This window comes from Streptomyces cynarae (assembly GCF_025642135.1).
Classification (GTDB): Bacteria; Actinomycetota; Actinomycetes; order Streptomycetales; family Streptomycetaceae; genus Streptomyces; species Streptomyces cynarae.
Genome location: NZ_CP106793.1, coordinates 6,517,180 through 6,530,458 on the forward strand (window position 1 = coordinate 6,517,180; position 13,279 = coordinate 6,530,458).

The window sequence follows — 13,279 nt, forward strand, 5'->3', positions numbered from 1 at the left end:
CGCGGTGGTGTAGAACCGTCGACGGCCGAGCGTCGGCAATGGCGTCGACCGATCACCTCTGCCCGTATCTGGACGTTTTTGAGCGGTTACGGGGTGTGATCCGGGCCACGTAGATTGGGCGTAACGCTCTGCGGGGCTGCGCGATGACCTAAGAGGTGACAGCCGAGGAGGGAATACGGACGCCGTTCGCGGCGCTGTGCATCTTCCCGGCCCCCGCCCGCGCCGTCGGCCCACCCCCAAGCCGGCGGTCGGCTCCTGTCCGTTGTGGATGGGGCCGGAAGCCGTTTTCCAACGTTCCGAGAGGTTGTTCGTGTCGGCCAGCACATCCCGTACGCTCCCGCCGGAGATCGCCGAGTCCGTCTCTGTCATGGCTCTCATTGAGCGGGGAAAGGCTGAGGGGCAGATCGCCGGCGACGATGTGCGTCGGGCCTTCGAAGCTGACCAGATTCCGGCCACTCAGTGGAAGAACGTACTGCGCAGCCTCAACCAGATCCTCGAGGAAGAGGGTGTGACGCTGATGGTCAGTGCCGCAGAGCCCAAGCGCACCCGCAAGAGCGTCGCAGCGAAGAGTCCGGCCAAGCGCACCGCCACCAAGGCCGTCCCGGCGAAGACGGTGACCACCAAGAAGGCCACCGCTCCCGCCGCCCCGGCGGTGCCGGTCGCCGACGATCCGGCTGAGGACGCGCCCGTCAAGAAGACCGCGGCCAAGAAGGCGGCGGCAGTGAAGAAGACGGTCGCGAAGAAGGCCGTCGCCAAGAAGACGGCGGCCAAGAAGACGACCGCCGCCAAGAAGGACGACGTCGAGCTGCTCGACGAGGACGTCCTCGAGGACACCCCTGTCAAGGCCGGCGAGGAGCCCGAGGGCGCGGAGAACGCCGGTTTCGTGCTCTCCGACGAGGACGAGGACGACGCGCCCGCGCAGCAGGTCGCCGCGGCCGGCGCCACCGCCGACCCGGTCAAGGACTACCTGAAGCAGATCGGCAAGGTCCCCCTGCTCAACGCCGAGCAGGAGGTCGAGCTCGCCAAGCGCATCGAGGCCGGCCTCTTCGCCGAGGACAAGCTGGCCAACGCCGACAAGCTCGCCCCCAAGCTCAAGCGTGAGCTGGAGATCATCGCGGAGGACGGCCGCCGCGCCAAGAACCACCTCCTGGAGGCCAACCTCCGTCTGGTGGTCTCCCTGGCCAAGCGCTACACAGGGCGCGGCATGCTCTTCCTGGACCTCATCCAGGAGGGCAACCTGGGCCTGATCCGCGCGGTCGAGAAGTTCGACTACACCAAGGGCTACAAGTTCTCCACGTACGCCACCTGGTGGATCCGTCAGGCGATCACCCGCGCCATGGCCGACCAGGCCCGCACCATCCGTATCCCGGTGCACATGGTCGAGGTCATCAACAAGCTCGCGCGCGTGCAGCGGCAGATGCTCCAGGACCTGGGCCGGGAGCCCACCCCGGAGGAGCTGGCCAAGGAGCTCGACATGACCCCGGAGAAGGTCATCGAGGTCCAGAAGTACGGCCGGGAGCCGATCTCGCTGCACACCCCGCTCGGCGAGGACGGCGACAGCGAGTTCGGTGACCTCATCGAGGACTCCGAAGCGGTCGTCCCGGCCGACGCGGTCAGCTTCACGCTGCTGCAGGAGCAGTTGCACTCCGTGCTCGACACGCTGTCCGAGCGCGAGGCGGGCGTGGTCTCCATGCGTTTCGGTCTCACCGACGGTCAGCCGAAGACCCTCGACGAGATCGGCAAGGTGTACGGCGTCACCCGTGAGCGCATCCGCCAGATCGAGTCGAAGACGATGTCGAAGCTGCGTCACCCGTCGCGCTCGCAGGTGCTGCGCGACTACCTCGACTAGCCCCTCGGCTGTACGTCATCAGGGGTCGTCTCCTACGGGAGGCGGCCCCTTTGCGTGTGCGGGATGCCGCGAGCTGAATCACTGTGGGTGTTCTACGAACATCCGACAGTGAGGAGAGCGCATGCCTCGCCCCTACGTCCGATCCCTGGCGCTGGCGGCCGCAGCAGCCCTGATACAGCTGATGGCACCCGCGCCGGCGACGGCAGACAGCGTTGTCATCGGAGGGTCTCCGGTCGACATCTCACAGAGCCCGTGGACGGTCGCCCTGTCCAGCCGTGACCGGTTCGGAGGCACCCGGGCGGGGCAGTTCTGCGGAGGCGTGGTGGTGGACCGTTCCACGGTCCTGACCGCCGCTCACTGTCTGAGCGCGGCCGTCCTCGGAGCGCCGCCCGGGCGGGTGCGGGATCTGAAGGTGATCGCGGATCGTACGGACCTCACGTCCAGCCAGGGCAAGGAGATCCCCGTGACGTCGACATGGGTCAATCCGCAGTACAACAGCTATACGAACACCGGGGACTTCGGTGTGCTCACCCTCGCCACCCCGCTGCCTGCCGGCTCGGTCATCCCCATGGCGCCCGCCGGGGATCCGGCCTATACGCCGGGCACGCCGGCGACGGTGTACGGCTGGGGGGACGTCACGGGGAATGCCACCTACACGAGCAGCCTGCGGGCCGCCGGCCTTCAGGTCCTGACGGATGCGACCTGTGAAAAGGCGTATCCGGGTGGTCTTGACGGCAGATACGTCGCGTCCTCGATGCTGTGCGCCGGGGCGCCCGAAGGCGGCCATGACGCCTGTCAGGGGGACAGCGGCGGGCCGCTGGTCGCCAATGGGCGCCTGATCGGCGTGGTGTCCTGGGGGAGCGGCTGTGGGCAGCCGGGGCGCCCTGGTGTCTACACGCGGGTTTCGGAGGCCGTCAAGGTGCTGGGAGGCGGCCACTGAGGGCGGCGCCACCGGGCGCAGCCTCGCGCCGCGGGAAAGGGCACACCCGTGCGGGCTGTCGCCGGCACGGAAGTGTGCGGTCGGTGCACGTCACGAGGACGCCGGCCCTTCGCGTCCCACGAGTACGGGCGGCCACTCCCCGGATGGGGTGGCCGCCCGTTCACCGGCGGCGCTGCCGGTGTCGGCTCGTCGTGGACGCGAAGGGTCAGCGCTCCTCTTCGGACGCGCTCGCGGGAACGGAGGTGAGCCGTTCCGTCTCGTCCTGTATCTCAGCGGCGATCTTCTTGAGTTCCGGCTCGAACTTGCGGCCGTGGTGGGCGCAGAAGAGCAGTTCTCCGCCGCTCAGGAGGACGACGCGCAGGTACGCCTGGGCGCCGCAACGGTCGCAGCGGTCAGCGGCCGTCAGCGGGCTCGCGGGGGTCAGAACAGTAGTCACGTCGCCTCTTCTCTAGCTCGACGAGCTGTCGTACCAGGGTCAACATCCAACCAGGCCGAAAACGTTCCCGCTCGCGGCTTCTCCTCGAAAAAATCTTTCCGAGCCGGCTGTCTGCTGCCGGTTGGCGGCGAATGTGCCGTATTACGTCTCTTGTGTCGTACGGGTTCGCGCTGTGTGTCGGTTGTCCGTCCTCCCGGCGGGTTGCCGGTTGTGGATGAGGACGTGCCCCGAGGCTAAATGGTTCATGCCTCGAAGGGAACGTGATATGTACTTCACCCCCACGAGGGATCGAACATCCGTACGACTCTGGATTACGCTGAGGTGCCGACGAGGGATGCGTTACAACGGCTCTACCAGGCCTCGGTACCCTCGGAGCGGCGACCGAAGCCGACCCTCACCCCAGGGGGTCCCATCTGAAATTCAGCGAGGAGCGAACCGCGTGACCGCCGAGACGTCCGTGCCGTCCACTGCGCTGCTGACCGGAGCAGACCGGGACGGTTCCAACTACACCGCGCGGCACCTTCTCGTCCTCGAAGGCCTCGAGGCCGTGCGCAAGCGCCCCGGTATGTACATCGGCTCCACCGACAGCCGGGGCCTGATGCACTGCCTCTGGGAGATCATCGACAACTCCGTCGACGAGGCACTGGGTGGCTACTGCGACTACATCGAGGTGATCCTGCACGACGACGCCTCGGTGGAGGTGCGGGACAACGGCCGGGGCATCCCGGTCGACGTCGAGCCCAAGACCCGCCTGTCCGGCGTCGAGGTCGTGATGACCAAGCTGCACGCCGGCGGCAAGTTCGGCGGTGGCTCCTACGCGGCGTCCGGCGGTCTGCACGGCGTCGGGGCGTCCGTGGTGAACGCCCTCTCCGCGCGTCTGGACGTCGAGGTCGACCGTGGCGGCCACACCCACCTGATCAGCTTCCGGCGCGGTGTGCCGGGCGTCTTTGCCGCCGACGGCCCGGACGCGAAGTTCGAGGCCAAGAGCGGCCTGCACAAGACCAAGAAGATCCCCAAGACCCGCACCGGCACACGGGTGCGCTACTGGGCCGACCGCCAGATCTTCCTCAAGGACGCCAAGCTCTCCCTGGAGACGCTGCACCAGCGCGCCCGCCAGACCGCGTTCCTGGTACCGGGGCTCACCATCGTCGTCCGCGACGAGTACGGGCTCGGCGAGGGCGGCAGCAAGGGCGAAGAGTCCTTCCGCTTCGATGGTGGCATCAGCGAGTTCTGCGAGTACCTGGCGAAGGACAAGCCGGTGTGCGACGTCCTCCGTTTCTCCGGACAGGGCACCTTCAAGGAGACGGTCCCCGTCCTCGACGACCACGGCCAGATGACGCCCACCGAGGTCACCCGGGAGCTCGGCGTCGACGTCGCGCTGCGCTGGGGCACCGGTTACGACACGACGCTCAGGTCGTTCGTGAACATCATCGCCACCCCGAAGGGCGGCACCCACGTCGCCGGCTTCGAGCAGGCCGTCACCCGGACGATGAACGAGGTCCTGCGCGCCAAGAAGATGCTGCGCGTCGCCGAGGACGACATCGTCAAGGACGACGCGCTGGAGGGGCTCACCGCGGTCGTCACGGTGCGTCTGGCCGAGCCGCAGTTCGAGGGGCAGACCAAGGAGGTCCTCGGCACCTCCGCGGCGCGCCGCATCGTGGCGAACGTGGTCTCCAAGGAGCTCAAGGCATTCCTGACGTCCACCAAGCGTGACGCCGCCCAGCAGGCCAGGGTCGTCCTGGAGAAGGCCGTCGCCGCCGCCCGCACGCGTATCGCGGCGCGCCAGCACAAGGACGCCCAGCGCCGCAAGACGGCCTTGGAGTCCTCCTCGCTGCCCGCCAAGCTCGCCGACTGCCGCAGCGACGACGTCGACCGCAGCGAACTGTTCATCGTCGAGGGCGACTCCGCGCTCGGCACGGCGAAGCTCGCTCGGAACTCCGAGTTCCAGGCGCTCCTGCCGATCCGTGGCAAGATCCTGAACGTCCAGAAGTCGTCCGTCACGGACATGCTGAAGAACGCCGAGTGCGGCGCGATCATCCAGGTCATAGGAGCGGGGTCCGGCCGGACCTTCGACCTCGACGCGGCCCGCTACGGCAAGATCATCATGATGACCGACGCCGACGTGGACGGTTCCCACATCCGCACCCTGCTGCTGACGCTGTTCCACCGCTACATGCGGCCCATGGTCGAGGCGGGCCGGGTGTTCGCCGCGGTGCCGCCGCTGCACCGCATCGAGCTGATCCAGCCGAAGAAGGGCCAGGACAAGTACGTCTACACGTACTCGGACCGCGAGCTGCGCGACAAGCTCCTGGAGTTCCAGAGCAAGGGCATCCGGTACAAGGACTCCATCCAGCGCTACAAGGGCCTCGGCGAGATGGACGCCGACCAGCTGGCCGAGACGACGATGGACCCGCGCCACCGCACCCTGCGCCGGATCAACCTCTCCGACCTGGAAGCCGCCGAACAGGTCTTCGACCTCCTGATGGGCAACGACGTGGCACCGCGCAAGGAGTTCATCTCCAGCTCCGCGGCGACACTGGACAGGTCCCGCATCGACGCGTAACCGCTGCGTCGTCTGGGGCAAGCGGCCCGGCGGGGCCGGGAGGGGCGCCTCGGCGTCCCTTCCGGCCGCATCCGCTTCCTGACCGGTGCCTGCCCCGGGCTCTCCACCCCTGGGTGGAGCCGGGGCCGGCCCGAGGATCCACCCACGATCCACCCCTGCTCCGATCCACCGCTTCGTCGGCTTCCGTAGCTTCGAAGGCGTCGACGGCACCCGCCGCGACAACGCCCTTCCTCGCCCACGGAGGCAACGATGTCCGGGCCCATCGACGCCCTGCTGATCACCGCCGCAGTCGTCCTGATCCTCGTGCGTCAGTTCCGAGCGCGCCGGATCTCGGCCGACCGGCGTTGGTGGGTCATGCCTGCCGTCCTGGCCTTCCTGGCCGTGCGCGAGCCCGGCGTGCTCGATCCCCAGCACCACGCCGAGTCCGCCCTCCTCATCGGGGCCGAGCTGCTCATCGGGCTGGCCACGGGTGCCGGCTGGGCCTGGACCACCCGCATATGGACCGAGCCGGACGGCACGGTCTGGAGCCGCGGCACCAAGGCAAGCGTCGCAGTGTGGATCGTCGGCATAGGCCTGCGCGTCGGTCTCTTCGCCATCGGCGCGGTCCTCGGCGTCCACCAGGACAGCTCCGCCCTGTTCCTCGCTCTCGCCGCCACCCTGCTGGTGCGCAGCGGGATCCTGATCTGGCGGTCGCGTTCCGTCTCCACCGCCCAACTGCGGGGCCCGGCGTACGGTGACCGCGTGGCCTCGCCCTCGAGGAAGGAGTCCGTGTGACGGAGTACGCGTGGACACGCTGGCCCTCCCGAGAGGCCCTGTCCCGCGCCGGTACCTCCGCCGCCCGGCGCGGGCTCGCCCGGATCGCACGGCTCGTCGCCCTCGGCATGCTCCTGTGGACGACGTTCACGGACGGCAGCCTGCGTTCGTGGGGCATCGCCGCGGCCGCGTTCGGAGTCCTGGTGTGCGCGGCAGCAGCGTGGGCCTTCTTCCGGGCCACCTTCCACCACCGGCTGTTGCCCTCGGTCGCCCTGCTCGTGGCGCTCCTCGGGATGGGTGCGACGGCGTACGCGGCGGATCTGCGCGTGCCCGCCATGGTCCTGTGGTGCGGCTGTGCCATCGGCGCCCTGGAGCGGCTGCCCCTCGCGGCCGCCGTGCCCGCCGCCGGCCTCGGTCTGGGGACGTACGCGGCGGCCACCGACGACGCCTGGCTGAACACGGCGATCACCGTGGTCGGGATCGCGCTCGCCGGCTATGTCCTGCGCCTCGACGCCGAGGCACGCGGCAGCGCCCTGCGGCTGCTCGCCCAGGAGAGGGCCGCGCGGGCGGCCGAGGCGGAGTCGGCGGCCCTGGCGGAGCGGACGCGGATCGCACGGGAGATCCACGACGTACTGGCGCACAGCCTCTCGGCGCAACTGGTGCATCTGGAGGCGGCACGGCTGCTGATCGAGGCGGGGGCCGAAAGGGAGAAGATCCTGGAGCGGGTCGTGGCGGCGCGGGGGATGGCCCGGGACGGGCTTGCCGAGACCCGGCAGGCGCTCTCCGCGCTGCGCGGGGAGATGTCCCCGCTCGAGGACTTCCTCAGCGAGCTCGTCTCCGCGTCCGATGGTGCCGACATCACCTTCTCGGGTGAGCGTCGACCGCTGCCCGCCGAGGCCTCCCAGGCCGTCCGCAGGGTCGCTCAGGAGGCCCTGACCAACGTCCGCAAGCACGCTCCGGGCGCCAAGGTGCGCATACGGCTGGAGTACGCCGAGCACGAAGTGACGCTGGACGTCCGCGATTCGGGCGGTTCGCCGGGCGGGCTGGCCGGGTCGGGGGCCGGGTACGGTCTGCTCGGCATGCGGGAGCGTGCCGAGCTGCTGGGCGGCTCACTGCAGGCAGGGCCCGGTGAGGAGGGATTCGTGGTGACGTTGAAGGTGCCCGTATGACGGGGGAGGAGAGTGCGAAGCCCGCCCGGGTGGTGGTGGCGGACGATCAGACGGTGGTGCGTGAGGGCATCGTGATGCTGCTCGGTCTGCTGCCCGGGATCGAGGTCGTCGGTGCCGCCGGGGACGGCGAGGAGGCGGTCCGGCTCGTTGCCGAGCTCGCCCCGGACGTGGTGCTGATGGACCTGCGCATGCCGCGCTGCGACGGCGTCGAGGCGACGCGGCGCATCCGCGCCGAGCACCCCGGAACCCAGGTCGTCGTGCTGACCACCTTCGGAGACGACGAGTCGTTGTTCCCGGCCCTCAGAGCCGGGGCGCGCGGCTATCTCACCAAGGACGCGGGCGGCGACGAGATCGTACGGGCCGTGCGGAGCGTGCTGTCCGGGGAGGCGGGGCTGTCGCCGAGCATCCAACGGCGCCTGCTGGAGCGGCTGACGGAGCCGGAGCGGAAACCGGTGGCCGCCTCCCGGCCGCCGGACGGGCTCACCGCACGGGAGACCGAGGTACTCGTACTGATCGCCGAGGGGCTGACCAACCAGGAGATCGCGCGCAGACTGCACGTTTCCACGGCCACTGTGAAGACCCACATCAACAATCTCTTCGCCAAGACAGGGCTCAAGGACCGTGCGCGGGCGGTGGGTTACGCGTATGCGACGGGGCTGGTCAGGCCCCCCTCGCAGTGAGTCACCTGATGGGGTGAAGCACGGGGAGAAGAAGGTCTGGGGTCTTCCCGCTCTGTCCATGCTTGGGCATGAGGTCAAACCATGACCGTTCCCGCGGAGGCGGGGACGGTCCCGAGAGTTCGGTTGAGAAGTACCAAGGCTGTGATCCCGCCTCGACGGGCGCGGGAGCGGCCGGGCGGGCGGAGTACGACGACCCCTGGTACGACGCGCTGGCGTCCGGCTGGGGCGAGCTGGACGGGACGGGCGCCCCCGCCCCGGTCGTGCCCTCCGCGCGCCGGGAGGGCGAAGGCGCCGACCGCGTCGCGGACGTCTATCTGCAGGTGCAGCGCAGCGCGGCGTTCCGGGAGGTGCGCAGCCGGTACCGGAGGTTCGTGGTTCCGGGTCTCGTGATCTTCTTCACCTGGTACGTGGGCTATGTGGTGACCGCACAGGCGGCACCGGGGCTGATGGAGCGGCCGGTGGCGGGAGCCGTGAACGTGGCGATGCTGGCGGGGCTCGGGCAGTTCCTGACGACGTTCCTGTTGACGTGGGCGTACGCACGGCACGCGCGGTTGCGCAGGGACCGCGCCGCGCTCGATCTGCGCTGGGACACCCAGGAGTTGACACGCCCGCTCAGGGGTGGCGAGCGGTGAGCGGTCACCATCAGATGCCGGCGCTGCTGCTGTTCGGCGTGTTCGTCGCGATCACCCTGGCGATCACCACCTGGGTGAGCCGTGACCGGCACGGATCGGCGGAGGAGTTCTACGCGGGCGGGCGGTTGTTCTCTCCGATGGAGAATGGTTTTGCCATCGCGGGCGACTACATGTCGGCGGCCTCCTTCCTCGGCGTGACGGGGCTCATCGCACTCTTCGGGTACGACGGGATCCTGTATGTGGTGGGCTTCCTCGTCGCCTGGCTGGTGGTGCTCTTCTTCGTCGCCGAACTGGTGCGGAACTGTGGGCGGTTCACGCTCGCCGACGTCGTCGCGGCACGGATGAGCGAGAGGAGGGTGCGGATCGCGGTGGGGACGTCCTCCGTGACGGTGTCCGTGCTGTACCTGGTGGCGCAGATGGTGGGTGCGGGCAGCCTCGTCGCGCTGCTCTTCGGGGGGACGAGCACGGCGGCGCGCGCCTGGACGGTGGTCGTCGTCGGCGCGCTCATGGTGATCTACGTGGCGCTGGGCGGGATGCGGGCCACCACCTGGATCCAGATCGTCAAGGCGGTCCTGCTGCTGGGCGGCACGGTCGCGCTGACCGCTGCGCTGCTGGTGCGGTTCCACGGGGACGTCGACGCGTTGCTCCGCACGGCGGCGGGGCGCAGCGGGCACGGGGACGCGTTCCTCGCCCCGGGGCTGAAGTACGGCGGGGACTGGACCGCCCGGATCGACTTCGTCAGCCTGGGCCTGGCGCTGGTGCTGGGCACGGCCGGGCTGCCGCACATCCTCTCCCGCTTCTACACCGTGCCGACCGCGCGTGCCGCCCGCCGTTCGGTCGTCTGGTCGGTCTGGCTCATCGGCGGTTTCTACCTGATGACGATCGCGCTGGGTTTCGGCGCGGCCGCCGTCGTCGGGCCGGACGCCGTGCGCGCGTCGAACGAGGCCGGGAACACGGCGGTGCCGCTGCTGGCGCAGCGACTGGGCGGCGGTGCGGACACCACCGGAGGGACGGTGCTGTTCGCCATGGTCGCCGCGATCGCCTTCGCCACGATCCTCGCCGTCGTCGCCGGCATCACCCTCGCCGCCTCGGCCGCCGTCGCCCACGACCTCTACCCCTCACTGCGGCGCCGTGGCCGCAAGGCCCGCAGTGAGGTCGGGGTGGCGCGGGCCGCCGCCGTCGGTGTCGGCGTGGTCGCGATCGCCCTCGGCCTGCTGGTCCGCGACCTCAACGTGGCGTTCCTGGTGGGGCTCGCCTTCGCGGTCTCGGCGTCGGCGAATCTCCCGGTACTGGTCTACACGCTCTTCTGGCGCGGCTTCACCACGCGCGGGGCCGTCTGGGCGGTCTACGGCGGCCTCGTGCCCGCACTGGGGCTCGTGCTGCTGTCCCCGGTCGTCTCGGGAAGCCCCGGATCGCTGTTCCCGGCAGTCGACTTCCAGTACTTCCCGCTGCAGAACCCGGGCCTCGTCTCCGTACCGCTCGGCTTCCTCGCGGGCTGGCTCGGCACGGTCACCTCGTCTGAGGGGCCGGACGAGACCAAGTACGCGGAGACCGAGGTGCGGTCACTGACGGGCGCCGGAGCGGTGTGACCGATGGGCGCCCCCGCCGACGTACGCGCGGGCCGGGGCGCCCATCGTGTTCGGAGCCGCAAGGACCCCTAAGGCGCCACCCATGCGTACCGGTGCTCGGGCCGCCCCGTGTCGCCGTACTTCAGGGACAGGCGCAGCCGGCCCGCCTGTTCCAGGTGCCGCAGATAACGCTGGGCGGTGGAGCGGCTCAGGCCCGTCCTGGCCGCCACCTCGTGCGCGGAGAGCGGTTGGCCGGCCCGGTGCAGCACCTCGCAGATGAGGTCCGTGGTCGGTTCGGAGTGGCCGCTGGGCAGCCTCGGTGACGAGACCACGGGCGTGGTCCGCAGGGCACCGAAGATCCGGTCCACCTGCTCCTGGCCGGCCACGCCCCGGCCGCCTACGCGGTCGACGGTGCGGCGCAGCGCGGCGTAGGAGTCGAGGCGGGTGCGCAGGGCCGCGAAGGTGAACGGTTTGACCAGGTAGTGCAGGGCACCCAGACGCATGGCGGCCTGGACGGTCGCCACGTCGCCGGCTGCGGTGATCATGATGACGTCGGTGCCGTGGCCGCGTTCGCGCATGCGGTGCACCAGTTCGAGTCCGGTCTGGTCGGGCAGGTAGTGGTCGAGCAGCACCAGGTCGATCGGGGCGCGTTCCACCGCGGCGAACGCCTGGGCAGCGCTGTGCGCGCGGGCGGCCACCCGGAAACCGGGAACCTTTCCCACGTACTTGGCGTTTATCTCGGCGACACGGAAGTCGTCGTCCACGACCAGGACGTCAATCATCGGGCCTCTTTCTCCCAAGGCCATGCGGGCGTTACGCCCGTGTTTCGGCTCCGCAGTTGTAGCGCGAGCAAAAAGAGCACAACAGACTCTTGCAAGCAGAAGTCGAGGTTGCGCCCAGAAGACTCCTGCCGTGGCCCGCGCCACACCTACCGTCCCGGGCCATGAGCGCAGACACCAGCCCCGCCATCGAGCTACGGGGCGCGAGCAAGACCTTCCGGACCCCGTCAGGGGGTCTGCACACGGCTGTCAGGAACCTGGACCTGACCGTCGGGCGCGGCGAGTTCGTCGCCGTCGTCGGACCCACCGGATGCGGCAAGTCGACGACCCTGACCCTGGTCAGCGGCCTGGAGGAGCCCACCGAGGGTGAGGTCATGGTGGCCGGCGAGCCGGTCTCGGGAGTCGGCGACAAGGTTGGTTTCGTCTTCCAGCAGGACGCCACGTTCCCCTGGCGCACGGTCCTGTCCAACGTCATGGCGGGTCCGCGCTTCCGCGGCGTGCCCAAGACGGAGGCCAGGCAGAAGGCCCGTGAGTGGCTGGCCCGGGTGGGGCTCGCGGCCTTCGAGGACCGCTACCCGCACCAGCTTTCCGGCGGCCAGCGCAAGCGTGTCGCCCTCGCCGCCACCTTCGTCAACGACCCCGAGATCCTGCTGATGGACGAGCCGTTCTCGGCGCTCGACGTGCAGACCCGGGCGCTGATGTCGGACGAGTTGCTGGAGCTGTGGGAGGGCACGGGCGCCTCCGTCGTCTTCGTCACCCACGACCTGGAGGAGTCGATCGCGCTGGCCGACAAGGTCGTCGTGATGACCGCCGGACCCGCCACCGTGAAGCAGGTCTTCGACATCGACCTGCCCCGGCCGCGCAAGGTCGAGTCGGTGCGCCTGGAGCCGCGGTTCATCGAGATCTACCGCGAGATCTGGGAGTCCCTGGGTGAAGAGGTCCGCATCACGCGCGAGAGGGGTGCCGCCCATGTCGCCTGAGGTCATCTCCGCGCCCACTCCCGTCGACACCCCCAAGCCCGACCGCGCCCACTCACGCGCGCGTGCGGCCCGCAGACGCAAGGTCGTCGTCCTGCTCGTCCGCGTGCTGCTCCTGGTCGCCGTGCTCGGCCTCTGGGAGGCGCTCTCCCGAAGCAAGGTCATCGACCCGTTCAACTTCTCGATGCCGTCGAAGATCTGGGACCAGATCTCCACCTGGGTGATGCACGGCACCGCGCAGGGAGCGCTCGGCGAACAGATCTGGGTCACGCTCCACGAGGCGCTGCTCGGCTGGATCATCGGCGTCATCGCCGGTGTCGTATTCGGTATCGCGCTCGGGCGGATCGCCTTCCTCGCCGACGTCCTCGGTCCCTACATCAAGGTGCTCAACTCCATTCCCAGGATCGTCCTCGCCCCGATCTTCGTGATCTGGTTCGGGCTCGGACCGTCCTCCAAGATCGCCTCCGCCGTCGTCCTGGTCTTCTTCCCGGTCTTCTTCAACGCCTTCCAGGGCGCCCGCGAGGTCGACCGCAACCTCGTCGCCAACGCCCGCATCCTGGGCGCCAGCGACCGCCGGGTGACTCTCCAGGTCGTCATCCCGTCGGCCACCTCGTGGATCTTCACCAGCCTCCACGTCAGCTTCGGCTTCGCGCTCATCGGCGCCATCGTCGGCGAGTACATCGGCGCGACGAAGGGCATCGGCCTTCTCGTCGCCCAGTCCCAGGGCACCTTCAACGCGGCCGGTGTCTACGCCGCGATGGTCATCCTCGCGGTCGTCGCGCTGGTGGCCGAGGGGCTGCTCACCTTCGCCGAGCGCCGCATCTTCCGCTGGAAGCCGTCGGACTCCGGGCACTGACCTGCCCCGAAGGCTTCGGTCAACGACTCCGTCCCCCTCCAGTTTCCTCCCGCACCGCCCTCTCACAAGGACGTGAA

Annotated in this window: 12 protein-coding genes; 10 read left to right on the plus strand and 2 right to left on the minus strand. The window is 69.6% G+C overall.

Annotated elements, in window-relative coordinates; translation table 11 throughout:
- The first annotated feature begins 310 nt into the window (after window positions 1-310).
- Together N8I84_RS29605 and N8I84_RS29610 are read left to right on the plus strand one after the other, a co-directional pair.
- Window positions 311-1,849 carry an RNA polymerase sigma factor gene (locus N8I84_RS29605; protein WP_263232476.1) on the plus strand — a complete coding sequence of 513 codons (1,539 nt, stop codon included), beginning with the start codon at window positions 311-313 and terminating at the stop codon, window positions 1,847-1,849.
- A gap of 121 nt (window positions 1,850-1,970) precedes the next feature.
- A complete protein-coding gene (locus N8I84_RS29610) occupies window positions 1,971-2,789 on the plus strand; it encodes a serine protease (RefSeq protein WP_263232477.1) in 819 nt (272 codons plus the stop codon).
- 205 nt (window positions 2,790-2,994) lie between these two features.
- Here N8I84_RS29610 and N8I84_RS29615 read toward each other — a convergent pair whose 3' ends face one another.
- Window positions 2,995-3,225 carry a DUF7455 domain-containing protein gene (locus N8I84_RS29615; RefSeq protein WP_109495566.1) on the minus strand — a complete coding sequence of 77 codons (231 nt, stop codon included), beginning with the start codon at window positions 3,223-3,225 and terminating at the stop codon, window positions 2,995-2,997.
- Between the two features lie 439 nt (window positions 3,226-3,664).
- On the opposite strand from N8I84_RS29615, the gene N8I84_RS29620 reads away from it, so the two are divergent.
- The 6 genes from N8I84_RS29620 to N8I84_RS29645 all read left to right on the plus strand — a co-directional run bounded on the left by N8I84_RS29620 (window position 3,665) and on the right by N8I84_RS29645 (window position 10,611).
- Window positions 3,665-5,788, plus strand: coding sequence for a DNA gyrase/topoisomerase IV subunit B (locus tag N8I84_RS29620; RefSeq protein ID WP_263232478.1), 2,124 nt, complete (start codon window positions 3,665-3,667; stop codon window positions 5,786-5,788).
- A 249-nt stretch (window positions 5,789-6,037) separates the two neighbouring features.
- Entirely contained in the window at window positions 6,038-6,562 is a 525-nt protein-coding gene (locus tag N8I84_RS29625) for a DUF1453 domain-containing protein (RefSeq protein WP_263232479.1), read from the plus strand.
- Window positions 6,559-7,710 (plus strand): sensor histidine kinase, encoded by a 1,152-nt coding sequence (locus tag N8I84_RS29630; RefSeq protein ID WP_263232480.1) that lies wholly within the window; start codon window positions 6,559-6,561, stop codon window positions 7,708-7,710. The genes N8I84_RS29625 and N8I84_RS29630 overlap by 4 nt, the downstream gene beginning before the upstream one ends.
- Complete coding sequence (locus N8I84_RS29635) at window positions 7,707-8,390, plus strand: response regulator transcription factor (protein ID WP_263232481.1); 684 nt, start codon at window positions 7,707-7,709, stop codon at window positions 8,388-8,390. Before N8I84_RS29630 ends, N8I84_RS29635 begins: the two co-directional genes overlap by 4 nt.
- Window positions 8,391-8,458: 68 nt before the next feature.
- Window positions 8,459-9,022 carry a DUF485 domain-containing protein gene (locus tag N8I84_RS29640; protein ID WP_263232482.1) on the plus strand — a complete coding sequence of 188 codons (564 nt, stop codon included), beginning with the start codon at window positions 8,459-8,461 and terminating at the stop codon, window positions 9,020-9,022.
- Complete coding sequence (locus tag N8I84_RS29645) at window positions 9,019-10,611, plus strand: solute symporter family protein (RefSeq protein WP_263232483.1); 1,593 nt, start codon at window positions 9,019-9,021, stop codon at window positions 10,609-10,611. The genes N8I84_RS29640 and N8I84_RS29645 overlap by 4 nt, the downstream gene beginning before the upstream one ends.
- Window positions 10,612-10,679: 68 nt before the next feature.
- Here N8I84_RS29645 and N8I84_RS29650 read toward each other — a convergent pair whose 3' ends face one another.
- The gene (locus tag N8I84_RS29650) at window positions 10,680-11,372 is read right to left on the minus strand and encodes a response regulator (protein ID WP_263232484.1); all 693 of its coding nucleotides are present in this window, start codon (window positions 11,370-11,372) and stop codon (window positions 10,680-10,682) included.
- A 161-nt stretch (window positions 11,373-11,533) separates the two neighbouring features.
- On the opposite strand from N8I84_RS29650, the gene N8I84_RS29655 reads away from it, so the two are divergent.
- On the plus strand, window positions 11,534-12,349 hold the full coding sequence (locus N8I84_RS29655; protein ID WP_200418505.1) for an ABC transporter ATP-binding protein: 816 nt from the start codon (window positions 11,534-11,536) through the stop codon (window positions 12,347-12,349).
- Window positions 12,339-13,202: an ABC transporter permease gene (locus N8I84_RS29660; protein ID WP_263232485.1), complete on the plus strand. Its 864-nt coding sequence runs from the start codon at window positions 12,339-12,341 to the stop codon at window positions 13,200-13,202. The genes N8I84_RS29655 and N8I84_RS29660 overlap by 11 nt, the downstream gene beginning before the upstream one ends.
- Window positions 13,203-13,279: the final 77 nt, after the last annotated feature.

Bases quoted from the DNA above. Each gene is read 5' to 3' on its own strand.
- N8I84_RS29640 (WP_263232482.1), top strand. From the start codon at position 8,459: ATGAGGTCAAACCATGACCGTTCCCGCGGAGGCGGGGACGGTCCCGAG.
- N8I84_RS29650 (WP_263232484.1), bottom strand. From the start codon at position 11,372: ATGATTGACGTCCTGGTCGTGGACGACGACTTCCGTGTCGCCGAGATA.
- N8I84_RS29625 (WP_263232479.1), top strand. From the start codon at position 6,038: ATGTCCGGGCCCATCGACGCCCTGCTGATCACCGCCGCAGTCGTCCTG.
- N8I84_RS29655 (WP_200418505.1), top strand. From the start codon at position 11,534: ATGAGCGCAGACACCAGCCCCGCCATCGAGCTACGGGGCGCGAGCAAG.
- N8I84_RS29660 (WP_263232485.1), top strand. From the start codon at position 12,339: ATGTCGCCTGAGGTCATCTCCGCGCCCACTCCCGTCGACACCCCCAAG.
- N8I84_RS29610 (WP_263232477.1), top strand. From the start codon at position 1,971: ATGCCTCGCCCCTACGTCCGATCCCTGGCGCTGGCGGCCGCAGCAGCC.
- N8I84_RS29635 (WP_263232481.1), top strand. From the start codon at position 7,707: ATGACGGGGGAGGAGAGTGCGAAGCCCGCCCGGGTGGTGGTGGCGGAC.